The organism is Streptomyces sp. NPDC002564 (genome assembly GCF_042889645.1).
Classification (GTDB): Bacteria; Actinomycetota; Actinomycetes; order Streptomycetales; family Streptomycetaceae; genus Streptomyces.
The window spans coordinates 30,984-56,522 of record NZ_JBIARE010000010.1 but is presented as its reverse complement, the minus strand read 5'-3'; the positions used below and the strand labels follow the sequence as shown (position 1 = coordinate 56,522).

Here is a 25,539-nt window from a genome sequence, read left to right as displayed (position 1 = left end):
AGCGCTGCCCGGCAGTTGATTGCGTATTCGTGGATTCGGCTCCCTGATGTGCACGGGCGTGCAGCGGTGTCTAGTTTCGGGTGTCGGCCCACCGGACTCGCAAGGCCGCTCAGCACGTGCGGGGAACTTGTCCAGCCTCGGTTGGCCGGCTCGTGCACGGGCGTGCGGAACGAGCCGCGCATGCCGGTCTACGGCTGTCCCGAGCCGGACGGCACGGCGTGCCGCTTTCCAGCGGTCGGCCGGGCGCGCTCCGCGGTGCGCCTCGACGCCGGCAGCTCTTCCGCGCGTCCGGGCACGCACGCCCTGAGCATGGCGGGGGTGCGGGCCCGGCCGCCCGCTTCTTGCATGTGTTCGATGATGTGATCACCTTGGTACGGTGCGGCGATGGGCGAGGATGGCGGCGTGATCGCTGTGCGTGGTTCTGCTGGCTGGCCCCTGGCCGGCGTCCTCGCCGGCGAGCGTGCCGACCCGGTGCTGCTGTTCGTCGAAGGGGTCGCCGGTGGGGGCAAGAGCCACCTGCTCCAGGAACTGGCCTGCCTGCCCAGGACGGCCGAGGTCACCCGGTTGTGGTGGCGGTGCGGTGCCGGCGGCGAGCCGCCGCACGAGGACGAGAACCGCCCGGCGTTGTGGCTCGTGGACGACGTCCAGCGGGCGGACGAGGACGAACTGCGGCGGCTGCGCCAGGTGTTGGCGCGACTGCGGCCGGGCTCGGCGGCTGTGGTGGCCTACCGCCCCGAGGAACTTCGCCTGCCTGGAGCGCCGTTGGGGGCCCGACCGATGGCGTACCCGTCCGGGATGACCGTCCTGCGGCACCGGCTGGCGCCCTGGGACGAGGAGCGCGTCCGCCGGGCCGCCGCAGAGGCGCTGGGTGACCGCGGTTCGCCCGAGGCGGTGCGCAGGCTCCACGAGCGGACCGGCGGAGTGCCGCAGGTCGTCGTCGACGTCCTGGCCGTGCTGCGGGAGCAGCGGCCGACGTGCACCGGCACGGCCGCCGACGTGGACGCGGCGGGGGCTCCGGTGCGGCTGGCGGAGCTGGTGCTGAGCCGTGTGCACGCGCTGAGCCCCGAGGACCGGCCGGTGGTCTGGGCGGCCGCCGTTCTCGACGGGCCCGCCGGTCGCGACGAACTGGTCGCGGTGTCGGGAATCGCGGCCGCGCAGGGCAGGACCGCGCTGCTGCGCGCCCTGGAGGGTGCGACGCTCACGGAGCTCGGGGAAGACCGCTACGGCTTCGCCGTCCCGCTTGCGGCGTCGGTCGTACGTGACTCCCTGGCCGGACCCGTACGCCAGGACCTGCACGGGCGGGCGGCGAAAGCCCTGTCCCGCAGGCAGCCCGTGCCCTGGGCGGCTGTCGCCGGCCATCACAGGGCGGCCGGCGACAGCCGCAGGTGGATCAACGCGGTGGAGAAGGCCGCCGAGGCGGCGGCGTCCGCCAGCCGGCATCAGGAGGCCATCGCTCTCCTGGAGCGGACGCTGGCCACCCCTGGCCTGTCGCCCCAGGTCCGCGCCCGGCTGGCGCCACTGCTGGCCCGCAGCGCCGTGACCGGGCTGCGCTCGGACCAGACCGTCGAGGTTCTGGCGCAGATCGTGCAGGACGCCTCCCTGCCCGCGGCCGTACGCGGGGAACTGCGGCTCGACCTCGGCCTGATGCTGTCCAACCAGGTGGGCCGGTATGCCGAGGGCTGGCGGGCCCTGGAGACCGCCGCCGCCGAACTGCGCGAGGTGCGTCCCGGCCTGGCCGCCCGTGCGATGGGAGCCTTGTCCAGCCCGTTCTGGCCGGACAAGGCCGTCGGTGTCCACCGGGAGTGGCTGGTCGAGGCGATGGCCGCCGCGGACGCGAGCGGGGACGACGCGATGCGTACGGCGGTGCTGGCCAACAGGGTCGCTCTGGCGATGAGTTGTGCTGAGGACGGCGCGTGGGGGCTGGTGTGCGAGCTGCCCAGGGACACCTCTGATCCCGCCCGCGCCGGGCAGGCGGCACGCGGTCTGTGCAATGCCGCGGACTCCGCCGTGTGGCTGGGCCTGCACGAGCGGGCGCCCGGCCTGCTCGCCGAGGGGCGGGAGCTGTCCGCGCGCAGCGGTGCGCCCTACTTCGAGCACAACGCGCTGGGGGCGCAGCTGCTGCAGGAGTGGTGGACCGGCCAGTGGCCGGGGCTGGCCAAGCGGTGCGAGGACTTCGTCGCGGCGACCGCCGACATGCCGCTCATCGCTTCCGATGCCTATATCGTCCGGGGCCTGCTCGCCGTGGCCCAGGGGGAATGGGGGGAGGCGGTGTCCTGGCTGTCACCCTGCGGGACGTCCCACGCGGGATCCCTGCCCGTGCCGCTGGTCGCGACGGCGGCCGGCGCGCTGATCCGCCTCGCCCTGGCCCGCCAGGAGACGAAGAGCGCGGCGGAACAGGCGCGTGTCGCTTGGGCGGTGGTGGCCGGGAAGGGGGTGTGGCCATGGGCAGCGGAACTCGCGCCGTGGGCCGTGGAGGCACTGGTACGCGCGGGTGACGGTGTCACGGCGCATGCCATGGTGCGGGATCTGTCCGAGGGCCTGGGCCCCGGTGACGCGCCCGCCGCACAGGCCGCGCTGGTGTGGTGCCGGGCCGTACTCGCCGAAACGCAGGCACAGGACCGGGAGGGGTTGTCGCGTGCGGCGGAGCTGTACCGGCAGGCCGCGGCGGCGTACGGGCAGCTGCCCCGTCCCTATACGCAGGCAGTCACGGTGGAGGCCGCTGGCCGCTGCGTGCTCGCGGCACACGCCGCTGCCGGACCCGGTCCGGACGGCGGGAGCGAGCACGCCGCGGTGTCGGCGGAACCGGCGGCCGACTGCGCCCCTGTACTGGTGGCGGTGGCCGAGCTGGAGTCCTGCGCCCAGCGCTTCACCGATCTGGGGGCCGTCTGGGACGCGGCCCGCGCCAGGGCCCTGCTGCGCACGCGCCAGCCGGTCAGGAGGAATCGTCCGCCGGGGCGCCCCTCGCACGCCGACGAGCTGTCTCCCCGGGAGGCGGAGGTCGCGCAGCTCGCGGTCCGCGGCCTGACGAACCGGGAGATCGCCTCGACTCTGCACCTGTCACCCCGCACAGTGGAGCAGCACATCGCCCGCGCCATGCGCAAGACGGGGGCGCTCTCCCGCCGTGACCTCGCCCACCGCCTCCGCGGCGACGAATCGACGAGTGCCTGCCCGTCCTCCGGTGGCGGTCGGCCCGTCAGGGCAGGTGAGATTTGCTGAGCCCGAGCGTTCTGTCCTGAGCCCAGGCGTCCACGGTCGCGGCCGTCCAGTCGAGGACCCAACCCGGGCGCAACCCGCGGGCCGACCAGCCGTCCGGACGCCTGCCCAGGGCGGGAAGGCCCGCCTCCTGCGCGGCCACTTCCGCGTCACAGGTCTCCCGCGCGATGCGCAGGGCCGCCGACCAGGTGGCGGCCGAGCCGGCGAAGACGTGCAGTCCGCGCTGCTCGGGCCGTGCGGGGTTCCGGATCGGGACATGGACCTGGAAGTAGATCTCGGGCACGGCACCGGCTCCTTGCGTCTGCTTCTACGTCTACGTCTGCGTCTGCGTGTTTCTGCGTCTGCGTCTGCGTCTGCGTCTGTTACGCGCTTTCCCCTGGGATCGCATCAGCGTAGGCACCGGCCCAGTCCGCGTACATACGTGTTCGGCGATCACTTATACCTATTCCGGTACCTGCACCCGGCGACTACGTCGGCAGCACATCCCATTCCGGTTTTCTGCGTATCCGTGAAAGCGTCGGCCTGCTATGTCGGCGACCGTGATTCGCTTATCGTCCGCCAACGACGCGCGCGTTCCCGCTGGTTGAGCCTGTCCAACCCGAGCAGCCCGATTTCCATTGAATGAATTCGCCGCCGTCGGCATCTTGAAATCCGAAGAATTGCTGCGCGATAGTTCGGTTCCACGGAGGGCCACTGGTCCTCCGTTTGACAGGAACTACCCCTATCCGGCGTGCAGTTGCACTCCGGAGGTAACCCCCCATCGGGTTCCTGTCTGACACCTGGAAGGAATCAACGTGCGCAACTCTCGTAAGTACCGCCTGGCTTCGGCAGGTATCGCGCTGTCGGCCTGTGCGGCCCTGGGAACCCAGACCGTGGCGCAGGCACAGGGCTCGGACGACACCCCCCACTACCAGCCCGAGATGGTGCGGGCGCTGGCCGCTTCGCTCGGTGTGAGCGAGGAAGCCGCGGTCGAGCGTCTGGACCGGCAGGACGAACAGCAGACCAAGCTGGCCGGACTCGCCAAGCGGGGCATAGCCGGCGACGGGGCGTTCTTCGATGCCTCCGGCAGGCTCACCGTCAACGCCGCCGACCGGGCCGAGGCGGCCCGGGTGGAGAGAGCCGGCCTCGACGCCCGGGTACCTGCCCGCGGCCAGTCCGCGCTCGACAAGGTCAAGGCCGAACTGGACGCCCTCGCCGCCAAGAAGGTCCCCTCCGGAGTGGTTGCCTGGTCCGTGGACCTGGCCGCCGACAAGGTCACCGTCAAGGTCAACAACGACCGGGGAGCCGCGGCGCAGGCGTTCCTGGCCCGGGCCGCCGAGCACGGATCCGCCGTGCGTATCGTGCGGGACCAGGACAAGGTCGAGGCCAAGTCGGCGATCTACCCCGGCAGCAAGATGACGTTCAACGACACCAGCCAGTGGTGCTCCGTCGGGTACGGGGCCCGTGACCGGTCGGGCAACCAGTACCTGGTGAGTGCCGGACACTGCATCGTGAACACCCTGCGCTACGAGGGATCGGCCTTCGCCAAGGGCTACAAGACCCGCTACGCCCTCGGCACCCAAAGCGTCGACATGGGCATCGCCACGGTCAACTCCGGCCACTCGATCACCACCAGCGTCGGCACCTGGGGCCAGGCGGGCAGCAACGTGGCCGTCAAGGGCAGCAGCCGTGCCGCGTCCGGAGCGGCCCTGTGCAAGTCCGGTGCGACCACCGGGTGGACCTGCGGCACGGTCGGCTCCTACAACAACACCGTCACCTACGTCGCCGACAACGGCCCCGACACCGTCGTCAGCGGCCTGGCCTCCTCCAGCGTCTGCGTCGAGGGCGGTGACAGCGGGGGCGCGTACATCTCGGGCAACCAGGCCCAGGGCATGACCTCCGGCGGCCCGAAGAACCAGCAGTGCACCGGCGGAGTCAACTCCCGCGGCTCCTCCTACTTCCAGCCGCTCGACGACGCCCTCAGCTACTACGGACTGACGCTCAACACCAACTGAGCACACCTGTGACAGGGCCGGCCGGGGGTCGCTCGTGCGCCACGACGAGCGGCCCCCGGCTGCCGCCCGGCCCGCCTTGGCCACAGGCGCTCCCGCCCGGACCCGGCCCGCGCCGCGCGGATCGGGCAGTGCACGCACCGTTCTTTGTCCCCTCCGTCGGGGAGTGCCGCAGACCCCGAACAGGGTTCTTGCCGCGTCACGTCATCAGGCCGTCCTGCGCGGTCCGCTGCGGCGGTATCCCTCCCAGAGGGGGCCGCCCGCCGCGTCGAGGACCTCCGTGACCACCGAGGCGAGACCCTTCGGTGCCCCGCGCAGGGCGGCCTGCGCCGCCGTATCCAGGCGCGCGGCCAGGTCCGGCGCGACGGCTTCGAGACGCCGGGCCAGCCACTTGCCACCGCCTAGCCACGTGTCGTGGGTCAGCAGGGCCAGCTCGCCGCTGCGCCGCACGAGCTCGGCCACGACGAACAGCCGCTCCCCCGTATCCGTACAGACGGCGAAGTCGTCGAGCAGGTCCGTCAGCGCGTACCGGGCATCCTCGAGCGCCGTGCCGGTGACCGGGGGCGGGCCCGCGGCCACGAGGCGCTTCGCCGTTTCCGCGATACGGGCTCCTGTCCCGTCGGCGTCCAGCAGCAGCGCCCCGTCGGCGCACATCCACAACAGGGGCGAGTTCCGCTGCACGACCTCCGGCGTCACGAAGCCGTGCCAGGAGTCCTCCGTGTGCACGAACAACTCCACCGGCCAGTTCCCGAACCGCAGGCTCTCGCGGTACGGGGCGGGCGGGCCCGCCAGCAGCACGACGACGTCCAGGTCGGACCGGGCGGTGCGCCGGCTCGTCAGGACACTGCCGCCGAGAAACGCGGCGCGGGCGTCGGGATGGCGTTCCATGACAAGCTCACGGGCAAGGTCGACTACGTCCATGCGCCTACTCTGCCGTGATCCCCTGGTTTGAGTACTCGGCCGAACACGCCCGACTGCTGTGTCCCGGCCTGACACCGCTCCAGGGAGGCCCTGTCCACGAACGCGCCCTTGGTCCCGGCGCTGTTCTGCCGCTCTATACCGACGGACTGGTGGAACACCACGGCCGCGATGTCGACCGGACCACCGGCGGCGCGGCGCGCCTGCTGGCCCGGGCCACGGCCGGGACGACCGCGCTGCCGCAGTTGCTGGACCTGCTCGCCGTGCGGGTCAAGGACACGGACGAAGGCTGACCGACGGCGTGACCTGATTTCTCGGCGGTCGGCGAGCCGCAGGTACCGGGCCCGGACGGCCCGGCGGAAAATTCCTCGACACGGGGCGGGGTGATCGGGGACGCTTCGCGCGATGACGAGAATCGATGACACACCGCCCGCGTGGGACGACCGTACCCAGCTCACCACCTTCCTCGACTACGCACGGGACACGGCCCGGGCCAAGTGCGAGGGCGTCTCCGCGGAGCATGCCCGCAAGGCGCTCCTGCCGGGCTCACCGCTGATGACCATGAGCGGAGTGATCAACCACCTCCGCTGGGTCGAGTACTACTGGTTCCAGGTGGTCTTCCTCGGCGAGGAGGACCATGCGCCCATGACGGACGACGACCCCGACCGCGAGATGCGGATCGCCGTCGACTTCCCGCTCCCGCAGCTGGTCGACGAGTACACGGAGCAGAGCGCCCGCTACCGCGAGCTGGTCGCCGGGAACGACCTGGGCACGCGGGCCCGGCGAGCGATCCGCGGGGGCCTCCACGTCGACCTCCGCTGGATCCTGCACCACCTCGTCGAGGAGACGGCCCGCCACAACGGCCATCTGGACATCCTGCGCGAGCTGCTCGACGGGACGACGGGCGACTAGGACGTTCCCTCCGCCGGGCCAGGGACCGTCAGGGCCGCCCGCACCGGTCGGGCAGGTGCGGGCGGCCGGGAATCGGCGGTAAGGACCGGAGCGGTGCCGGCGGGCTAGCGGGCCGTGAACTCGCGGACGGGCGAGCCCGGCGCCCCGCCTCCGTTGATCACGAACTGGGAGCCGGGCTCCTTGAAGATGTCGCCGTCGCGCGAACCGCTGATCGACACGTCGGTGAGCGTCGCGCTGCCCCGCGCGCCGCTCATGGCGAGGATGCCCGAGCCGTTGTTGGACTTGGAGATCGTCACGTCGGAGATCTTCACGTCCGGCATCGTGCCGCCACCCGTCTTGAACTGGATGCCGTCGTACGTCGAGTCGTGGATGTCGGTGTCGCGGATCGTGACACCGGGGATGTCCGGGCCCTGGGCGAACAGCGTGATGGCGCCGAACTCCTGGTCCTCGTTCCAGAACGCGCCGCCGGTGCGGTAGAGGCCGTTGTTGGCGATCAGCGTCTGGCCGGTGAAGGGGATCGGGTCGTGGTCGGTCGCCAGCATGATGCCGGGGTAGTTCATGGTGTCGTAGACGAGGTTGTTCTCGATCTTGTTGCCGTAACCGCCGTACACCGCGATGCCGTTGGCGCGCCAGGGCAGTTGCACCGTGTTGTTGCGGAAGGCGTTGTCGTGGCCGACGTCGGTCGACGTGTCCTTGACGTACTTGCTGGCCCACACGGCGAGCGCGTCGTCCCCGGTGTTGCGGAAGGAGGAGTTGAAGACGGTCGAGTTACGGGTGCCGTTGGTGAAGTTGACCCCGTCCGCGTAGGTGTTGCGGATCCGCATGCCGCTGAACTCCAGGCCGTCGCCGGGACCCCACAGCTCGGGGATGTTGCTGTAGTCGCGGCCGACCCAGGCACCCACGTTGGCGTGCTCGATCCAGACGTTCTCGATCTTGGTGTTCTTGCCGAAGCGGCCGTTGAGGCCCACGCCACCCTCCGCGTTGCCGTCGCCGCCGCGGATGGCGCCCGAGCCGAAGATGGCGATGCCGGAGATCTTGGTGTTGTCGTCGATGTCGAAGCCGAAGTTGCCCTCGTGCGGGTGGTTGATGCCGCCGGCCTGGTGCGGCGGGGTCAGCGTGTAGAGCTGGGAGTGCCACATGCCCGCGCCGCGGATGGTCACGTCACGGATACCCACCTGGTTGAACTGGCCGCGGTTCAGCGGGTCGTCGGTGAGGATCTTCTGTTCCTGGCGCCACTGACCCGCCGGGATCCACACGCAGGAGATGTCGCCGTTCTGGTCGGCGGTCACGGCCCGCTGGATGGCGGTCGTGTCGTCGACGCCGTCGTTCGGGACCGCTCCGTACGTGGTGATCGACGTGCACTCGGCGGGCTTGCTCGCCGGCGGGGCCACCTGCTCCAGGTCCACCAGGTCGACGATGTAGAAGGCGGCGTCGTCACCGGCGTCGCGCTGCAGCTTGAACTTGGTGCCCTGCGGATACGTCTGCGTGAGCAGGGCGTGCGACTCGTCGAAGAGCCGCCGCGCGTCGCCGCCCGGCGTGTTCGTCAGCCCCTCGGGCTGGTCGGTGTTGCCGTACAGCCAGCTGTGCTTGGAGGACAGGGCGAGCTTCTGCACGAACTTGCCGTCCGCGTAGAGGCTGAGCGTCTTCTCCTGTCCGCCGCCGCCCGGCGCGTCGGGGATCGAGTTGCGTACGACGATGGAGTTCGCGGCGCTCGTCGAGGTGAACTCGACGTACTGGCCGGTGGAGTTGAGGCGCACCGACTTGCGGCCGGAGGACTCGGAGGCGTAGTTCGTGTGCCCGAAGGTGCGCTTGGCGTCGGCCTCGAGGAGCGTGCCGTCGTAGCGTCCGTCCTCCGCCTCGTACTCGATGTACGGGACGGCCGCACCGCGCCCGACCACGATCGAGCGGGCGAAGACGTTGTTGTTCTCGTTCGTCTCGGCGACCGTGTTCGTGGCGTCGGCGGTCGCGGTCAGTGTGGCGCCGCCGCTGGTCGCGGTCCAGCTCCCGCTGATGTCCACCGTGGCCGTCTCGCCCGCGGCGACGGCCGGAGCCGTGCCGTTGAGGGTGGTGCCGCCCACGGTCAGCCGGGTCACCGAGCCCGCGCCCGCGGTGCTGGTGCCACGGTTGTGGACCTTCGCCGCGAAGGTCACCTTCGCGCCCACGGCCGGGTTCGCCGGGTTGGACGTGATCCCGGTGATCTCCAGGTCCGGTCCAGGACTCTGGGTGACCGTCAGCTTGGTGTCGGCGGTACGGCTGTTGTTGTCCTCGTTCTGCTCGTCGATCGTGTCGGTCGGATCGACGATCGCCGAGACGGTGTAACTCCCCTGCGCGCGCTTGCCGACGGCGACCTTGGCGACGGCCGACTCGCCGGCGCCGAGCGCGGGCACCGCCGCACTGCCCGCGACGGTCCCGCCGACGCTGACGTTCGCCGTGGTCGCGGCCGAGGCCGCGCTGCCGGTGTTGCGCACCGTGGCGTTCACGGTGACCGCGTCGCTCTCGGAGGGCTTCGCGGGGTCCCAGGTGAGGTTCGAGACGGTCAGGTCGGGGTTGGGCGCCGGGGTCCCGATGACCTGGAACTCGGCCGCCTGGCCGCCGTATCCGGAGCTGTTGCTGAAGATCTTCAGCTGGACGTCGGCGTACCGGCCGGTGACCGGAATGGTCACGATGTTCCGGTTCGCGGACGGGTTGAAGCTGTAGTCGGCGCGCGCCTTCAGGGACTTGAAGCCCTGGGCGGACTGCTCGCGCCCGAGCACCTCGATGCTCTGCGTGCGCGTGGCCCACGCCGCGTCGGGGTTGAGCTTGACGACGACGGACTGGAGGTCGGCGTTGGCGCCGAGCTTCACCGTCAGCGTGGAGGGATGGCCGGTCGCCTCCCAGTAGGTGCTCGTGTTGTTGTCGTTGGCATTCGGGGCGAAGTAGTTCTGCGTCGTCGAGGACGCCTCGATCGGCTTGTTGAGGGCGAGGTTCGTGGGCTCGGCCGCGGGGCCGGCGGCGGCCTGGCCGGCCCCGGCCGGCACCAGTCCGAGGGCTATCAGTCCAGCACTGAGCGCGGCGGTGATCAGCCGCCGGCTACTGCGTTGCTTCCGTCTCATGGCGTCCTCTGTTCCACGGGGGGCTGCGGTACCGCGGTGCGACTGAGCGACGCAGCGCGGGGAGGAACGGGGCATCCGGGCGGGGGATCACCCGGCGTGAACGCTCGACTCGACTCGCGCCTCAGACCACGAAGGCCTATGTGAAATTTGCCGAGTACAGTCAATTTCTTGCGCGCACAGCAGCACAGATTTGCCGCACGCACCAGGAATGTCAACGCTTCGCACACGCCGCTCAACTGGACCGCCACCCGGGCCGGTTCGGCCTGCCCGGCGGCCACAGGGGACACGCACCTGGCCAGAGGGCCTCCTGGCCGGGCCGCCGGGCAGCAGAAGGCCCGGTCGGTCAAGCGAATTTCTTGCTCGATTCCATCAGGATCTTGCGGTCATCATCGACTGGAGGGCGGAACGACGGATGAGGCCGGGCTCCGTGGAGCCCGGCCTCATCCGGGTACGTCTCTGCACTTCTCCGTACTTCTACGCCAATTCTCCGTACTTCTACGCCACGTCCGGCCGCGCCGTCCGTCGCGCCGGGCGGTGCCGTCCGGTTCAGCCGCCCTGGCCCGCGCTGCCCATGGGGCCAACCTTGACGGGCGTGCCGCCGTCCTCGGTGACGGGGAGGGTGGCGTCGCCCGGCCACTCCAGGGAGACGGACTTGGTCTCGTTGGGCGGCGTCACGACCAGGCCGGTGACGCTCACGCCGGAGCCGCCGGAGTCGTTCTGCGGGTAACTGATGCGGAAGGAGACCGACTTGCCGACCTTGAGGACCATCGGGGAGGCCTGCTCGCCGGTGCGCTTGGCGGACAACTGGCCCTGGCTGGTCTTGAGGTCGACGCCCGCGTAGGCGGCCAGCGTGCAGTCCTTCTGGCTGTTGTTGTCGATGGTGACCGCGACCGAGCCCTCGTCGTCGCCGCCGATCGTGCTGTCCGACGCGGTGATGTTCAGGGCGTCCGTACGGCACATGGAGCCCTTCGCCCCCGCGCCCGAACCGTTCCCCGCGGTCTGCCCGCCGCCGTCCTTCCCCGCGGAGTCCTTGCCGGCGCCGTCCGAGCCCGCGGACTCCTTGCCGCCCTGGTCCGCGCCGTCCGAGCCCGCACCACCCGTGGACGACTCGCTGGACACCGACGACGGCTCGCTCCCGCCCGTGACGTCGTCGTCGTTGCAGGCCGTGAGCGAGAGGCTCGCGGCCACGGCCAGAACAGCGAAGGTGGAGAGCTTGCGAACACGCATCGTCTTGATTCCTCAGTCTCGGTGGGAGGTGCCGGTCGCTTCGTACGCACCGGTTCGAGTGAACGTTTCTGACCTCCCAGAGCGGCTCGCGGCGCCCGGTCGTTCCGCCCAACTGGCCGCTAAGACATTCCTGTTACACGCACGGACCGGCGCGGGGACGTCACGCCCTCCGGCCCGCCCCCACCCCGGGCCCTGCCCGCCGGGTCCGCTCCGTGCTCCTCCGACCTCGGGAAACCGGGCCCGAACGCAGGTACGCGCCCGGGGTGCCCGGGATGGAGGCGGGGCACGTGCCGGTGCCTGCGACGGTTCCCCTCACCCGGCCCACCCCCACCCGCATCCGGCGCCCGCTGGGACAGACCCGTGACTCGACTGATCTTGACCGGGGCCGCCCGCGGGTGGGTGGCGGAACGTACGGACGGCGGGCCCCGGGTGGGACCCGCCGCTATTTCCTTACGCTTTGGCGTACTTGATACCTGGTGAGCCCTTGCGGGCCCCGAGTGGCGGCTAGGAGGACACCGGCATGCAGATCGTCAGGACCTGGATCGTGGCGTCCGACGAGCCGTTGTTCCTGACGCGGATGCGCCACCGATTGGTGTCGGTCTTCGAGTAACTGTCCGCCACGGTGAGGGCGGAGGCGGGGTTGCTGCGGTAGTAGCCGCCGCTGACGACCGCCGTGCCGCTCGGGCAGGCGGGGCCGTCGAGCGTGGCGAGAGCGCCGCCGACCGGGACGGTCTGGTCCGAGCTGTAGAGGTGCTGGAGCGGGCCGGTGGGCCCGACGGACCCCTTCTCGCCCTTGTCCCCCTTCTCACCCTTGTCCCCCTTGGCACCTTGGGCCCCGGCGTCACCCTTCTCGCCCTTCTCGCCCTTGGCACCTTGGGCCCCGGCGTCACCCTTCTCACCCTTGGGCCCCTGAGCGCCGGTCTCGCCCTTTTCACCCTTCGCCCCCTGGGCACCGGTCTCGCCCTTGGCGCCCTTGGGACCGTCGGCACCCGTGTCACCCTTGGGGCCCTGGGCGCCCGCCTCACCCTTCGGCCCCTTGGGCCCGTCGGCACCGGCGTCGCCTTGTTCACCCTTGGCGCCCTTGGGCCCGTCGGCGCCCGCGTCGCCCTTTTCGCCCTTGGCGCCCTTGGGCCCGTCCGCGCCCGCGTCGCCCTTCTCGCCCTTGGGACCCTGGGGCCCTGCCTCGCCCTTCTCGCCCTTCGCCCCTTGGGCACCGGTCTCGCCCTTGGCGCCCTTGGGCCCGTCGGCACCGGCGTCGCCCTGCTCTCCCTTGGCACCCTTGGGACCATCCGCGCCCGCGTCGCCCTTCTCACCCTTAGGCCCCTGGGCGCCGGCCTCGCCCATGGCCCCCTTGGGGCCGTCCGCGCCGGTGTCGCCCTTCTCCCCCTTGGGACCCTGGGCGCCGGCCTCGCCCTTCTCGCCCTTCGGGCCGCCCGCGCCGGTGGCACCGTCGTCCCCCTTGGCGCCGGCCGTACCCTTCTCACCCTTCTCGCCCTTGGGGCCTTGGGCGCCCTCATCGCCCTTCTCACCCTTGGGCCCCTTGAGCCCGTCCGCGCCGGTGTCGCCCTTCTCCCCCTTCTCCCCCTTGTCCCCCTTCTCGCCCTTCGCCGCGGCAGCCCCCGCTTCCCCCTTGGGACCCTGCGCCCCGGTCTCGCCCTTAGGTCCCTCGGCCCCGGTGTCGCCCTTCTCGCCCTTGTCACCCTTGGGGCCCTTGAGCTTGTTCAGGTCGTCCTTCGAGGCGGTGTCCAGGTCCCACTTGGGGCCGGGCGGACCCTTCGGCCCAGCAGGGCCCGCGGGACCCGCAGGCCCGGCGCTGCCCTTCTCGCCCCGGTCCCCCTTCGCGCCCTTCTCACCCTTGTCGCCCTTGTCGCCCTTCGGGCCCTGGACCACGGGCGTCGGCCTGGGCCCCCCGCAGAACGGGATGTACGCGAGGTTGTCGACGTAGCGCGCACTCATCCACCCCGGCCGACCGCTGAGCCGGTACCAGAGGGAGTTCCCCCCGACGTTCTGGCCGCGCACCTTGCACTTGATCGGCACGATGGAACGGGACGGATACGTGCGCAGGGAGCGGGAGTTCGCCGTCGGCTGGGTGCGGACGTGCTGGCCGATCTGGGAGACGACCCGGCCCGATTTGGCCGGCTTGCCGCGGAACACCGCCAGCGTGTCCTGGGCCTGCGCCGGACCGCACATGCCCACGGTCAGGCTCAGACAGAGCGCACCGAGCGCGAGCGTGCCCGCCAGCGGGCGCAACGGTCGATTCGACGGGTCCGGCATCTGCATCTCCCTTGTCGGCGTGGGGCTACGCCAGGAGCCTCCGGCACCGGTGCCGCCCGGACGGGACGACACTTAGGAAGATCACTCAAGCGGTTCAACGGATATGCCGATTGCCTCACCGTCACACCCCGGATGGCCGACTCGCGCCGCCCCGCAGCGACTCGCGCAGGTTCGCGCCCGCCTACGAGGTGCGCGCGAGCTGCGCGTGCAGCGTGCGGCGGATGCGGAGCTCCGCCTCGGCCCTGGTCGGGCCCCACGCCACGGCTCCCGTCTCCTGGTCGAGGGCCATGACACCGTCGGTGTCGCTCTCGACGTCGTCGGCGAGGTAGATGATCTGCGCGTCCATGGGGTGTCCTGCTTCTTCCGGGCCGTCCCCTGTCGGCGGACGGCAGTGCTGAGGTTCTCGATACCAACGGGAGAACCACGCCGCCGGTCACGGAGGATCACCCGACCCCCGCATCGCGACCACGTCCACGTCCACGTCCACGTCCACGGAGCCGCGCGGCAGGTGCGTCGACCAGTGGGTTAACGTCGCTCTTCATGCGCTTCACCCGAACACGTACTCGTACTCGTCATCCCCTGAAGGTGCTCAGAGCTGCGGCCCTGAGCACCTTCCTCGCCGCCGGTCTCCTCGCCGGCAGCGGGGTCTCCCACGCCGCCGACGCGATCTCCGAGATAGCCGCCCCCGGCGATTTCAAGCTCACCAAGAAGTACGACTTCGGCGACCAGGTCGACAAGCTCAAGGCCAACGACGCCCTGACCGTGGTCAAGAACCCGCTGTCCGCGCTGGCCGGGACCGGGCACACGGGCAAGAAGGGCCTGTGCTACCCGACCCCCTTCCATCCCGGCATCGGCGCCGACGGCTACTGCTGGAACAACGAGGACGACTCCACCGGCGGTGCGGCGGAGAGCTGGGCCCCCCAGGGCTTCGCGGTGAAGGTGGGGGACCCGAACTGGCAGGCCGTCACCTGGCACGCCAAGGAGACCGAGGGAAGCACGGAGCGGTTCGCCCGCATCACGCTCGTCGACCGCTCGTCCGGCACCCCCCGCTTCAATCACGTGCTGCTGGTGCTCCCGGACAACCTCTCCGCCTTCAGGCCCGACGGCATGCACGCCGACAGCGTGGTCTGGAAGGACGACCGGATCACCATCGGCACGGGCAGGCGCCTGCTGACGTACGACATCAACGACCTGATGAAGGTCCAGGAACTCAACGGCACGGTCGGGATCCGGGAGGACAGGACGTCCTCCGCCCACTTCCACAACTACATCCTGCCGCCGAGGGCCGAGTACACCACCGCCGCCGGTGGAGGCACGTGCACGGCCGTCACCGGCACCAGCCCCTGCCTGACCTCGCTGAGCTACGACAGCACCGGCGGCGGCTCGCTCATCTCCAGCGAGTACGTGAAGGACGGGCCGGGCGGCCGGATCGTGCGCTGGCCCTACCAGCTCGACGGGGAGCTCGGGAAGAGCAAGCAGGCCACCGCGGCCTGGAAGTCGCCGATCCACAGCCAGCAGGGTGCCGTCTACGCCGAGGGGAACCTCTTCGTCAGCGGCTCGTGCCCGGACAGCTTCGACAACAGCGCCGACCACGCCAACGGCATCGACTCGTGCATCCACAAGGCGGTCCCCGGCCAGAGCCCGCACGTACTGACCGCCGCGCCGGACATGACCCAGAACCTGGCCTACGACTCGGTCGGCAAGCGGGTCTGGGGCATCAACGAGCGGCACAAGGCGGGCGAGCCCCGGCGGGTCGTGTTCAGCATCAAGACGACGCCCACGCCCATCACCGCGGTCCGGTTCAAGAACATCGGCAGCGACAAGTGCCTGATGCAGTACGGCGGGAGCCTGAACTCCGGGGCCAACGCCATCCAGTGGGACTGCAACGGCAAGAGCCCGCAGAACTGGTACTGGGACGGGCAGAAGATCCGTAACTTCTCCAGCAACCTCTGTCTGACCGTCTCCGGCGCGAGCACGTCCAACGGCGCCCAGGTCACGCAGTGGACGTGCAACGGCAGCGCCGCCCAGAACTGGACGCTCCGCAAGAACCAGGCGGCCGGCGGTGCCCACATCGTCAACGCCCACAGCAACCTGTGCCTGACCACGAAGTCCGGCAGCGCCGCCAATGGGGCCGACGTCGTCCAGTGGGCCTGCAACCCGAAGGAGATCAAGCACTCCTGGAACGGCGGCTGATCCCGCCCCGGCCGGGACCGCCCTACGCCCTCGGCCGCCTCCCGGGGCCGAGGCCGAGGGCGGTCAGCGCGGACGCCCCGGTCGCGGCGTGGTCGCCGCCCGCGAGCAGCAGCGTGCGCGCCGACTGGTAGGGGGAACCCGCCGCGTCGAAGGCCGCCGCCGTCGCCGTCAGACGGCGGCGGTCGCCGTCCAACAGGGCTTCCGCGCGGTCGAGTTGGGCGGTCGCGACGGGATTGCCCGCGACCACCGCCCGGGCTTCGGCGATACGCGGCCGCGCGCCCGGGTGGCCCGCAAGTACCGCGGCCTCCGCCCTGAGCGCCACGTACCAGTGCAGCCACACCCAGCACACCCACTTCCACACCTCGGCCGGTTCCGGCGCGAGGCGGGCCAGCGCGGCCTCGGGGTCGCCGTCGTGGAGCAGGACCGTGGCGTCGAAGACCGCCCCGTAGCCCTTGCGGTGCTGCTCGGCGGAGTCGGCCAGGTCGGCGGTCGCGAGCCAGGCGGCGCGGGCGTCGCGTTCGCCGCGCAGGCCGTGGACCATGGCGACCGAGGAGGCCGCCGCGCCGAGGGAGAGCGACTGCGGGCGGCCGTTCCGCCCCCACGACTCATGGAACCTCACGCTCCGGGTGAGGACGTCGTCGGCGTGCCCGGCGAGCGCGTCGGCGACCAGGATCCAGGACGTGGCGTGGTGGCCCGCCTCGGCGAGCAGGGGGTGTCCGGCGAGCTGTCCGCCCCGGCGGCGGGCCTGCGGCAGCGCGCCGACGCCGAGCGCCGTGCCCGCCGCCATGGCGAGGGCGTCCATCTGCTCGTGGGTGGCTGCCGGGGTGCGCGGCAGCGCGGCGAGGACGTCGATGCGGCGCCGGGCGGCGGCCGCGGCGGCGAAGGAGTCCCCGGCCCAGCACTGGGCGCCGGAGAGCGCGTCGAGGGCGGCGGACTCGGCCACGGGGTCGGCCGCCCTGCGGGCGAGTTCGACGGCGCGTTCGGCACAGGCGACCGTCTGCGGCGCGGAGTTGTCCGCGTCTCCCTGCAGCGCCCCGAACGCGTCCGCGGTCACTGCGGCCTCGGCGAGCGCGACGGCCGCGACGGCGGTGGGGTCGGCGGTGGCGCGGACTGCCCCTTCGGCCGCGGGGTCGATCGCGCCGGGGACCGCGGGGCCGCTCGCGGCGGGGTCCATGGGAGCGGTCGTCCCCGGGGGCGTCGCGCCGGACAGCGCCCTCGCCCGCGCGAGCAGCCCCGCCACCTCGGCGACGTCCGGGAGCACGGAGAACGACGTGGAGAAGCGGTACGCGACGGTGGCGGCCGCGGCCAGCTCGCACCCCTCCCCGACGGTGTCACCGGCCAGGCGGGCGGCCTCGGCGGCACCGCGGTGCAGACGGAACATGTCCTCGCCGAGCCTGCGGCACCCGGCCACCGCCGCGGCCCCGCGCAGCGCGTCGGCGGCGTCGGCCGGGGCGTCCCCGGCGAGCGCGGCGGCCTGTTCGAACCGCTCCTGGGACTCGCCGAGCAACGTACGGGTGAAGGCCGACCCGGCCAGTGACAGGGCGAGACGGCGGGCGTCCGAGCGGCGCTCGGGCCGGTCGGCGGCCCAGGCGAGGGCGGACCTGAGATCCTCGGCCAGTTCGTCGAACCGCACGCGCCAGTCCGCGCCGTCGGCCGCCGCGAGGGCGGTCGCGCCGGCCAGGCACCACCGCACGTGCCGTATGCGGACGTCGGTGAGCTCGCCTGCATCGGTGAGCCGTTCCGTCCCGTACTGGCGGATGGTCTCCAGGGCCCGGTAGCGGGTGCCGGCCGCCGACGGTGTCACGGCGAGCAGGCTCTGTTCGGCGAGCCTGCCGAGACCGTCGGCGACCGCGGTCGGCGTCCCGAGCCCGGCCACCTCGGCCGCCGCGTCGGCGGTGAACGGCGCCATGAACACCGAGACCCGCCGCAGCAGTACCCGGTCCGGCGGGTCGAGCAGACCGTGGCTCCAGTCGAGGACCGCCCGCACCGACCGGTGCCTGCCGTCGGCGCGGGGACCGCCCGCGAGGATGCGGAGCTGGTCGGAGAGCCCGGCCGTGAGGCCGTCGAGGCCGAGCGTCGGCCAGCGCGCGGCGGCCAGTTCGATGGCCAGCGCCATGCCGTCGAGCCGCTCGCACAGCGCCGCGACCCGGTCGTGTTCCGCCGGATCCGGCGCCCGGCCGACCGCCGCCGCCCGTTCCAGGAACAGGGCGACCGCCTCCGACCCGCCGCCGCCGGCACGCGACAGCGGCGGCACGGGAAAGACCCACTCGAAGGGGACCATCAGCCGGGCCCTGCTGGTCGCGAGCACCCGTATCCCCGGGCAGGCGGCCAACAGCCGTTCCAGGAACGGCGCCACCCCGTCGAGCACGTGCTCGCAGTTGTCGAGGACCAGCAGCGCCCTGCGGTCGGTCAGGGCGGCGACCACCGTGTCGCCGATGCCGCGCCCGGGCTGCTCGCCCACGCCCACGGCGCCCGCGACGGCCGCCGCCACCCGGCCGGGGTCGGTGACCGGGACCAGGTCGACGAACCACACCCCGTCCGCGAAGGCACCGGCCGCGTCCGCCGCCACCGCGAGCGCGAGCCGCGTCTTGCCCACTCCCCCGAGCCCGACCGCCGTCACCAGCCGACGGTCCGTCACCGCCCGTGCCAGTTCCTCTCGTTCACGTACCCGTCCGACGAATCCGGTCAGCGGGGCGGGCAGTGCGGGCGCAGGAAGCGTCGGGGCCGCTCGCCCCTCGTCGGCCGGGGCGCGCCCGGCACGCCGGGACAGCGCGCGGCGGTCGGGCAGCTCCAACTTGCGCAGCAGCGACGAGACATGCGACTCGACCGTCCGTACGGAGATGAACAGCCGCGCGGCGATCTCCGCGTTGCTGAGGTGCTCGCCGAGCAGTGCGAGCACTTCGGCTTCCCTGGACGAGATCACTGGGGTGGTCACCGGCCCATTATCAGTGGCCGGTTTCCGCTCCCCGCGCATCCGTGGCCCTCCGGAGCCCTCCGTGGTCCTCCGTCGTCATTCCGTGGTGTTTCCGTGGTGAGCACGGACGCGCGCCGCCTGCCGTGCGGGAGAGGCTGCGGGCACAGCGAACGACGAGGAGTGAGCATGTCCGTCTCCCCCACCCGCGGAATCCCGGGAAGTCCCACAGCACCGGGAAGTCCCGTAACGCCGAAAAGTTCCGGACTCCCGGGAACTCCCGAAATCCGAAGAAGTCCCGCACCCCCGGAACCCCCTACCCCCCGGGCGCCCCAGGCGGTCCGGACGACCAACGGAATCCGGACCGTGCTGCATCCCGTGTCCGACCTCGGGCGGGCGAAGGCGGTGTACGCGGCACTGCTGGGCGTACCGCCGCGGTCCGACGAGCCCTGCTACGTCGGCTTCGAGGCGGCCGGGCAGCATGTCGGGCTGCTGCCGGACGGCGGTCCGCTCGGCCTGACCTCGCCGTTGGCCTACTGGCACGTGGACGACGTCGAGGCGAAGGTCGCCGAGGTGACGGCGGCGGGCGCCACCGTGAAGAACGCCCCGGCCGACGTCGGCGGCGGACGCCTGGTCGCCACGGTCATCGACCCCGACGGCAACCTCATCGGCCTCCTCCAGGACCGATGAGCGCCGGCCCCCGGCCCCGCGCCGTGCGCCGCCGCGACACCGAGCACCGGCTCGCCCACGACGTCGACGTCTGGGTGGCCAGCGCCTCGGCGGACGGCCTGCCCCACCTCGTACCGCTGTCCTTCGACTGGGACGGACGGACGCTCCTGGTGGCCACGCCGACGGACAGCCCGACCGGCCGGAACCTGGCCGCCACCCGGTCCGTGCGGCTGGCTTTCGGCCCGACCCGGGACGTGACGGTGGTCGACGGCGAGGTCGCGTTCCTCGCCATGGACGCGCTGCCCCGCGAGGCCGCCGACCGCTTCGCCGCGCGCACCGGCTTCGATCCGCGCACCCTGACCACGGCCTACCGCTGGTTCCGCATCACGCCGAGCCGCATCCAGGCCTGGCGCGAGGAGGACGAACTCCGGGGCCGCCTGCTGATGCGCGACGGCGCCTGGCTGACGTGACACCGCCCGGCCGACCACCGGCTCCCCCGGGCCCGACGACCCCACGCCCCGACCCACACACCTCACCCCGCCCCGCCCTGTCCTCCTGCGTTCCGTACGCATCCTCACCTCGAAGGAGCACCTCACCATGAGCGCCACCACCGCGAACAGCACCCCCAGCAGCCCCGACAGCACCGCCCACCGTGGATTCTCGGCCGAGGAGCGGGCCGCGATGAAGGACCACGCCCGGGAGTTGAAGAAGGCCGCCCGCCGCGCCACCAAGGAGGAGAAGGCGGCGGAGGCGCTGCGCGACGTGCTCGCGAAGATCGGGGAGATGCCGGACCAGGACCGTGCGATGGCCGAGCGCGTCCATGCCGTCGTCACGGCCAACGCCCCGGCCCTCGCGCCGAAGCTCTGGTACGGCATGCCCGCCTACGCGCGGGACGGCAAGGTCGTCTGCTTCTTCCAGAGCGCGGACAAGTTCAAGACGCGCTATGCGACCCTCGGCTTCAGCGACCAGGCCCGGCTGGACGAGGGTGCCATGTGGGCGGCCGGTTACGCCCTGACCGAGGTGACGCCCGAGGTGGAGGCGCGGCTGGCGGAGCTCGTGCGCCGGGCGGCGGGCTGAGGCGTCGCGCGACCGCCACGCCCAGGGCCCGGCTTGAGGGGCGTCGCGGCCGTACGGGAGCGGGGCGCGGGCCGCGAAGAGCTCCCCGCCCGATCCTGGCGAGGAGCTCTTCGCGGCGACGGGCGCCGGAACTCCGGTTGCCCCTGACGGTGGATCAGACGGTGGCGAGGGAGATCTCGGTCGCCTTGATCAGCGCGACGACGGAGGCACCGGCGGCCAGGTCCAGGTCGGCGACCGCGTCCTTGGTGATGGCCGCGGTGAGCGCGCCGCCCTCGACGTCGACCTTGACGGAGGCCATAGCGCCACCTGCGGCGACATCGGTGACGGTGCCGGCGATCTGGTTGCGGATGGAGAGGCCCTGGACGGGGCCGGTGGCCAGGGAGACCTCCGTGGACTTCACGAGGATCCGCACCTCGGAGCCCTCGGCGAGGCCGAGCTCCTTGACGGACTCGGTGGTGATGGCGGCGGTGACGTCCTGGCCTCCCGCGAGGCGGACCTTCACGGTCGCCATGGCCTCACCGGTGGTGACGGAAGCGACGGTGCCGGCGATCTGGTTGCGGATGCTCAGGCTCATGGTGGTACTGCCTCACAGATTCGGATTCGAGGGTGCGGGGCCGCGGGGGCGGCCTGCTGCGTCCGAAGGTAATACGTCCGCAAAGACCCGTTTCCGGGCGCGCCGCATCCGCGAGGCGGAACCGCGCGAGCGGCTGGCAGATCACTCGGGACCGAACGTCACGAGTCTCCCGGGCCGTTGGTCCCGCACCGCTCCCGCTGGGTGATCGACCAGCGAAAGGGCCCGCCGCCCGACACCTTTCGGATCTTGACCCGGTGGTGGCGGCCGCCCGCCCGCTGATGCACTGGAGTCCGCGCCGACGGGCCGCACCGGCTCTCGCGGACCGGCCGGCGCACATCGAGGAGGGGCTGCGTGGCGTTCGTGGAGTGCGCCACGCACTCCCACTCCACCCGCGCTCTCCGCGCCCCCGCCCGACCGGGGCGATCCCCCCCCCCGGCGCACACCCGGACCCGGCACCGCGCAAGCCCCGAACACACCAAGGCACATACGCGGAACTTTGGCGGATGGGCCAAGCATCTGCCAGCCCTCTATGAGAAGCAGGCTCGCAGATGCAATATAGGAAGCATCGTTCGGGATGCGGAACATGCCGCCCCGGCCCAGGTCCAGGCCCGAAAGGCGAGGTCCCATGGTGATGCGCACCCACGACGGCACCTCCGGGGACCTCGGCCGAGGGACCGCCGCCGGGCCGGCCCACACGGCCCGCCGCCCCGATCCGCGGATCGCCGGCCTCATCGCCCGTGCCCTCGGCGACGCGCGCTCGGTCCTGAACGTCGGGGCGGGCACGGGTTCGTACGAGATCGCGGCGCACACGATCACCGCCGTCGAGCCCTCCCTTGCGCTGCGCGCACAGCGCCCGGCCGCGCTCGCCACGGCCATCGACGCGGTCGCCGAGGACCTGCCCTTCGCCGACGGGCGGTTCGACGCGTCGATGACCCTCTTCAGCGTCCACCAGTGGTCGGACGTCGAAGCCGGGCTGCGTGAGATGCGGCGCGTCACCCGCGGCCCCGTCGTCGTCCTGACCCACGACCCGGCGCGCGTCCGCGACTTCTGGCTCTACGAGTACGCCCCGGACGTGCTGGACGTCGAGGTGCGCCGTCATCCACCGCTGCGCACCCTCACCGCCGCGCTCGGCGGCACCACCACGGTCCGGCCCGTGCCCATTCCGCTGGACTGCACCGACGACTTCAACGAGGCCTACTACGGCCGCCCCGAACTCCTCCTCGACCCGGCGGCGCGCCAGGCCTGCTCCGCATGGAGCTACCTCGACGACCGCGCCCGCCAGGACTTCGACACCTCGCTCCGGCACGCCCTGGGTTCCGGCGCGTGGGACGCGGCCTTCGGCCACCTCCGCAACCGGCCCGCGTACGAGGGGTCACTCGTCCTGCTCCGCTCCACGCCCTGACCACGGGTCACCGGGCCGCGCCGCGCGGAGATGTCCGCGTACTCTCCCGGAATTGTCCGTGATCGGTAACAGGCGCATCCCCCGCGCGCGTTCCTCCGTCCTGCCGGGTGGCCGGCGATCGGCGAGGGACGGCACGCAAAGGGGCGGGTATGGCGCGGCATGGTGGTGGGCGGGGTTGGTACGGGAAGTTGTTGGGGGCGGCGTTGGGGGTGACGGTGCTTGCGACGGGTGCGTCGGTGTGGACGGCGCAGGCGGGGGAGACCGATGAGGCGTCTCCGGCGGTGAGGGCGCCGGCGGTCAGGGCGGTGTCGGCGTCGATCGCGCATGCGTCGCAGGGCGGCCGGGGGGCCATCAACCTGACGATCGATGACGGTCCTGATCCGAAGTGGACGCCGCGGGTGCTGGAGTTGTTGCGGCAGTACCGGGTGAAGGCGACGTTTTGCATGGTGGGTACGCAGGCGCGGGCGCATCCTGATCTGGTGCGTCGGGTGGTGGCGGAGGGCCACCGGCTGTGTGATCACTCGGTGTCGCACAACACGGCGATGGACAAGGAGTCCGAGGCCTATCAGTCCCGGCAGATCCTGGATGCGGAGCGCATGATCACGCGGGCGTCGGGTGGGGTGCGTCCGCAGTACTACCGGGCGCCGGGTGGGGCGTTCACGCCGTTCAGCCGCAAGCTGGCCGCGTCGCGGGGGATGCGGCCGCTGGGCTGGAACGTGGACAGCAAGGACTTCGAGCGGCCCGGCGTGGGAGTAATCGTGGCGACGGTGGAGCGGGAGTTGTCGGGCGGGCCCACGGTTCTCTTCCATGATGCGGGCGGGGACCGGTCCCAGACGTTGGAGGCGTTGCGCCGCCTGTTGCCGGGCCTGCGGCAGCAGGGACACACGTTCAGCTTCCCGGTCCGTTAAGGACTGCCCTTCCCGGCGGGGCGGGGCGGGGGGCGGGACGGGTCGGTTGGGTGGGGGTCCCTCCCGCTGCCCGTCTGCGGGCTCCAACAGGCCCGCCGCTGCGCGGCGGATACCTCCCACCCACCCACCCGTTTGCCCCGCGCCGTGAGGCGGGAGTAGGGGCGGGTGAGTCCCGCTTCGCGCGGGGCGGTGGCGGGTGAGTGGGTCCCGCTCTCGTGCCGGGCGGGTGGGCGGGTGGGTGGGAATCTCCCCCACCCCTCCCGTCGAGGGGACTTGTGGACCAGCCCCCACCGGCCCGCACCCGAGACGGATGCCCCACCGGCCCGCACCCGCCCAACCGGCCGGAGGGGACGTGGGGGTATGTGCGCACGGAGCACCGAGCGCACCATGGCGTCTTTGTCCGTGCAGCGGGGCGCAGGGATAGCGAGTACGCACATACCCCCGCGGCCCCGCCCCACCACACGGAGAGGGCGCAGACGGCAACCCCGCACCAGCAAACAGGCACGGGGAAACGCCCCGCCACATAGACCTGAGGGCCTTTCAAGGCGTCCACGGATATTCCCCGGAGCCGCTCGTCGAGCCCGTAGTAGAAGGTCAGGCCGAGCCCCCAGCACTCCCCTTTGACGATGCCCGACCGCCCCGGCGACAGCGGCGCCCGCGTGCAGTGCTGAGGGCTCTCCGCGATGCCGCCGAGCGCGGCGGTCACCTCGGCGGGGCGCATCCCGAAGGACAACGGGCCCACACCTTCGTACGGTTCCAGCGACCAGCGCCGCCGCTCGGCGTCCGGCAGCGCCTCCCACACACCCATCGGTCGATCATGTGCGGCCACCCCTCAAGCGGTGGGACGGCGACGCCTGCGGGCGGCGACGGCCAGCGCGGCACCGAGCGCGATCGACGCACTGCCGGCGCCGAGCAGCCGGCCCGACATGTCACCGCCGCCCGTCTCGGCCAGGGACGCTCCGGCTCCGGCACCGCCGGGGGCATGTCCCTGGCCCGTCCCGGGGCCGACGGCGTGGGAGCGCCCGGTCGCGGGGGCGACGGCTGCGGCACCGGGGCGGGTGGTGCCGGGCCCGGTGGCGTCGCCTGCGCCATCGGCGCCGCCGTTCCCGCCGAACTGCCCGCCGCTGCCGGGCCGCTCCGCCTCACCGGGCTTCCCGTCTCCGGGTTCCTCGACCGGCCCGCCACCTGGCTCCACTCCGGGCTCCTCCCCGGATTCCTCACCCTCCCCGGAACCCGGCTCGGAACCCTCCTCCGGCTCCTCCCCGGACGGCGCGACGATCTTCGTCGCGACCCAGTAGGAGCCGTCCGACTGGACGTGGTCGTCATAGACGAGCGGATTGATGAAGAACTCGATGAGCGGGGCGTCCGCTCCGGCGCGGATACGGACGGGGACGACCGTCCGGCCGGTCGGGATCGTGAACGTCGGCAGCAGGGAGAGATCCTTGTCGTCCTGCTCAGGGGGGCTCAGGAGCCTCGCGTCGCGCCACTCGCCGTCGACCCGGACCTGCACCCGCACGGACTCCCCGTCCCCAAAGAATTCGATGGAGTTGAGGGACATGTCGAGCGCCCAGTCCTCCAGGTCCCGGTGGGCGTTGTCGATGACGACGGAGAACTCCGCCCAGTCGCCGCCCGCCACGATCTCTTCCGGTACGCCTTCCAGCTCGACGTCCGGAATCGCCTCGGCGGCGGGGTCCTCACCGTGCGGGCCAGTGGGCGCCTCGGAAGCCGTCGCGTCGGGAGCGGGCCGGTTCGCCTCGGGCGCCGGAGCGTTCCCGGCCTCCGCCGAGCCCTCTCCCCCTTCAACCTCCCTGACCTCCCCCTCCTGCGCCCCTACCTTCTCCCTCTCCTCATCCGCTTCCCCTCCCCCATCTCGATCAGGAACCGTCACGGCCGCGTCGAGGGCGTCGGCCGCCGTCGCGGGCGGAGCCACAAGCATCGACGGAGCCATCGCGACGGCGGTGGCGATCGCGGCCATGTACTTCAGTTTCACTTCGTCATCCCTAGGTGCGGACCGGTGCGGTGTCGTGGAACCCAGCCTCGGGGTGCGCAACACACCGGAGTAGAGGTTTCCGGCTTATCGGCCCATAAGCCGCACCTATGACCGCGTTCACGCCGCCCCGGGACGGGACACACCCCGGGGCGGCAGCCAGACTCAACCAGACCCCGCCCCCTCACCGC

Annotated in this window: 19 protein-coding genes; 10 read left to right on the top strand and 9 right to left on the bottom strand. The window is 72.1% G+C overall.

From position 1 onward, the window contains the following. The first annotated feature begins 384 nt into the window (after positions 1-384). Positions 385-3,216 carry a LuxR C-terminal-related transcriptional regulator gene (locus ACFYXE_RS29775; RefSeq protein ID WP_389317772.1) on the top strand — a complete coding sequence of 944 codons (2,832 nt, stop codon included), beginning with the start codon at positions 385-387 and terminating at the stop codon, positions 3,214-3,216. Here ACFYXE_RS29775 and ACFYXE_RS29770 read toward each other — a convergent pair. Further along, positions 3,194-3,496, bottom strand: coding sequence for a hypothetical protein (locus ACFYXE_RS29770; RefSeq protein ID WP_389317769.1), 303 nt, complete (start codon positions 3,494-3,496; stop codon positions 3,194-3,196). The genes ACFYXE_RS29775 and ACFYXE_RS29770 overlap by 23 nt on opposite strands. A gap of 511 nt (positions 3,497-4,007) precedes the next feature. Here ACFYXE_RS29770 and ACFYXE_RS29765 point away from each other — a divergent pair. Next, positions 4,008-5,207: an alpha-lytic protease prodomain-containing protein gene (locus tag ACFYXE_RS29765; protein ID WP_389317766.1), complete on the top strand. Its 1,200-nt coding sequence runs from the start codon at positions 4,008-4,010 to the stop codon at positions 5,205-5,207. Between the two features lie 204 nt (positions 5,208-5,411). On the opposite strand, the gene ACFYXE_RS29760 is transcribed toward ACFYXE_RS29765, so the two are convergent. Next, a complete protein-coding gene (locus ACFYXE_RS29760) occupies positions 5,412-6,125 on the bottom strand; it encodes a nucleotidyltransferase domain-containing protein (protein WP_389317763.1) in 714 nt (237 codons plus the stop codon). A gap of 14 nt (positions 6,126-6,139) precedes the next feature. On the opposite strand from ACFYXE_RS29760, the gene ACFYXE_RS29755 reads away from it, so the two are divergent. Next, positions 6,140-6,415: a SpoIIE family protein phosphatase gene (locus ACFYXE_RS29755; RefSeq protein ID WP_389317760.1), complete on the top strand. Its 276-nt coding sequence runs from the start codon at positions 6,140-6,142 to the stop codon at positions 6,413-6,415. A 112-nt stretch (positions 6,416-6,527) separates the two neighbouring features. Further along, entirely contained in the window at positions 6,528-7,034 is a 507-nt protein-coding gene (locus tag ACFYXE_RS29750; RefSeq protein WP_389317757.1) for a DinB family protein, read from the top strand. Between the two features lie 104 nt (positions 7,035-7,138). Here ACFYXE_RS29750 and ACFYXE_RS29745 read toward each other — a convergent pair whose 3' ends face one another. The 4 genes from ACFYXE_RS29745 to ACFYXE_RS29730 form a co-directional block, all read right to left on the bottom strand. Beyond that, complete coding sequence (locus tag ACFYXE_RS29745; protein WP_389317754.1) at positions 7,139-10,126, bottom strand: CARDB domain-containing protein; 2,988 nt, start codon at positions 10,124-10,126, stop codon at positions 7,139-7,141. Between the two features lie 546 nt (positions 10,127-10,672). Next, on the bottom strand, positions 10,673-11,353 hold the full coding sequence (locus ACFYXE_RS29740) for a DUF4232 domain-containing protein (protein WP_389317751.1): 681 nt from the start codon (positions 11,351-11,353) through the stop codon (positions 10,673-10,675). A 504-nt stretch (positions 11,354-11,857) separates the two neighbouring features. Then, positions 11,858-13,627: a hypothetical protein gene (locus ACFYXE_RS29735; RefSeq protein WP_389317748.1), complete on the bottom strand. Its 1,770-nt coding sequence runs from the start codon at positions 13,625-13,627 to the stop codon at positions 11,858-11,860. Positions 13,628-13,808: 181 nt separating this feature from the next. Beyond that, entirely contained in the window at positions 13,809-13,973 is a 165-nt protein-coding gene (locus ACFYXE_RS29730; RefSeq protein WP_361170983.1) for a hypothetical protein, read from the bottom strand. Positions 13,974-14,212: 239 nt separating this feature from the next. On the opposite strand from ACFYXE_RS29730, the gene ACFYXE_RS29725 reads away from it, so the two are divergent. Beyond that, positions 14,213-15,820 carry an RICIN domain-containing protein gene (locus ACFYXE_RS29725; protein WP_389317744.1) on the top strand — a complete coding sequence of 536 codons (1,608 nt, stop codon included), beginning with the start codon at positions 14,213-14,215 and terminating at the stop codon, positions 15,818-15,820. A 22-nt stretch (positions 15,821-15,842) separates the two neighbouring features. Here ACFYXE_RS29725 and ACFYXE_RS29720 read toward each other — a convergent pair whose 3' ends face one another. Continuing rightward, on the bottom strand, positions 15,843-18,755 hold the full coding sequence (locus ACFYXE_RS29720) for an ATP-binding protein (protein ID WP_389317741.1): 2,913 nt from the start codon (positions 18,753-18,755) through the stop codon (positions 15,843-15,845). Positions 18,756-19,097: 342 nt separating this feature from the next. Here ACFYXE_RS29720 and ACFYXE_RS29715 point away from each other — a divergent pair, with 342 nt between their 5' ends. The 3 genes from ACFYXE_RS29715 (at position 19,098) to ACFYXE_RS29705 (ending at position 20,477) form a co-directional block, all read left to right on the top strand. Further along, entirely contained in the window at positions 19,098-19,421 is a 324-nt protein-coding gene (locus ACFYXE_RS29715) for a VOC family protein (protein ID WP_389317738.1), read from the top strand. After that, positions 19,418-19,870, top strand: coding sequence for a pyridoxamine 5'-phosphate oxidase family protein (locus ACFYXE_RS29710; RefSeq protein WP_389317735.1), 453 nt, complete (start codon positions 19,418-19,420; stop codon positions 19,868-19,870). Before ACFYXE_RS29715 ends, ACFYXE_RS29710 begins: the two co-directional genes overlap by 4 nt. 127 nt (positions 19,871-19,997) lie before the next feature. Further along, the gene (locus tag ACFYXE_RS29705) at positions 19,998-20,477 is read left to right on the top strand and encodes an iron chaperone (RefSeq protein ID WP_389317732.1); all 480 of its coding nucleotides are present in this window, start codon (positions 19,998-20,000) and stop codon (positions 20,475-20,477) included. Between the two features lie 154 nt (positions 20,478-20,631). Here the strand turns inward: ACFYXE_RS29705 and ACFYXE_RS29700 are convergent, their stop codons facing one another. After that, positions 20,632-21,051, bottom strand: a complete 420-nt coding sequence (locus tag ACFYXE_RS29700) for a TOBE domain-containing protein (RefSeq protein ID WP_361170971.1) — start codon at positions 21,049-21,051, stop codon at positions 20,632-20,634. A 625-nt stretch (positions 21,052-21,676) separates the two neighbouring features. On the opposite strand from ACFYXE_RS29700, the gene ACFYXE_RS29695 reads away from it, so the two are divergent. Further along, on the top strand, positions 21,677-22,453 hold the full coding sequence (locus tag ACFYXE_RS29695) for a class I SAM-dependent methyltransferase (RefSeq protein ID WP_389317728.1): 777 nt from the start codon (positions 21,677-21,679) through the stop codon (positions 22,451-22,453). A 149-nt stretch (positions 22,454-22,602) separates the two neighbouring features. After that, positions 22,603-23,361: a polysaccharide deacetylase family protein gene (locus ACFYXE_RS29690; RefSeq protein WP_389317725.1), complete on the top strand. Its 759-nt coding sequence runs from the start codon at positions 22,603-22,605 to the stop codon at positions 23,359-23,361. Between the two features lie 832 nt (positions 23,362-24,193). Here the strand turns inward: ACFYXE_RS29690 and ACFYXE_RS29685 are convergent. After that, the gene (locus ACFYXE_RS29685) at positions 24,194-25,351 is read right to left on the bottom strand and encodes a hypothetical protein (protein ID WP_389317722.1); all 1,158 of its coding nucleotides are present in this window, start codon (positions 25,349-25,351) and stop codon (positions 24,194-24,196) included. Positions 25,352-25,539: the final 188 nt, after the last annotated feature.

Bases quoted from the DNA above. Each gene is read 5' to 3' on its own strand.
- ACFYXE_RS29745 (WP_389317754.1), bottom strand. From the start codon at position 10,126: ATGAGACGGAAGCAACGCAGTAGCCGGCGGCTGATCACCGCCGCGCTC.
- ACFYXE_RS29750 (WP_389317757.1), top strand. From the start codon at position 6,528: ATGACGAGAATCGATGACACACCGCCCGCGTGGGACGACCGTACCCAG.
- ACFYXE_RS29710 (WP_389317735.1), top strand. From the start codon at position 19,418: ATGAGCGCCGGCCCCCGGCCCCGCGCCGTGCGCCGCCGCGACACCGAG.
- ACFYXE_RS29730 (WP_361170983.1), bottom strand. From the start codon at position 13,973: ATGGACGCGCAGATCATCTACCTCGCCGACGACGTCGAGAGCGACACC.
- ACFYXE_RS29690 (WP_389317725.1), top strand. From the start codon at position 22,603: ATGGCGCGGCATGGTGGTGGGCGGGGTTGGTACGGGAAGTTGTTGGGG.
- ACFYXE_RS29695 (WP_389317728.1), top strand. From the start codon at position 21,677: ATGGTGATGCGCACCCACGACGGCACCTCCGGGGACCTCGGCCGAGGG.
- ACFYXE_RS29735 (WP_389317748.1), bottom strand. From the start codon at position 13,627: ATGCCGGACCCGTCGAATCGACCGTTGCGCCCGCTGGCGGGCACGCTC.
- ACFYXE_RS29700 (WP_361170971.1), bottom strand. From the start codon at position 21,051: ATGAGCCTGAGCATCCGCAACCAGATCGCCGGCACCGTCGCTTCCGTC.
- ACFYXE_RS29705 (WP_389317732.1), top strand. From the start codon at position 19,998: ATGAGCGCCACCACCGCGAACAGCACCCCCAGCAGCCCCGACAGCACC.
- ACFYXE_RS29740 (WP_389317751.1), bottom strand. From the start codon at position 11,353: ATGCGTGTTCGCAAGCTCTCCACCTTCGCTGTTCTGGCCGTGGCCGCG.
- ACFYXE_RS29760 (WP_389317763.1), bottom strand. From the start codon at position 6,125: ATGGACGTAGTCGACCTTGCCCGTGAGCTTGTCATGGAACGCCATCCC.
- ACFYXE_RS29775 (WP_389317772.1), top strand. From the start codon at position 385: ATGGGCGAGGATGGCGGCGTGATCGCTGTGCGTGGTTCTGCTGGCTGG.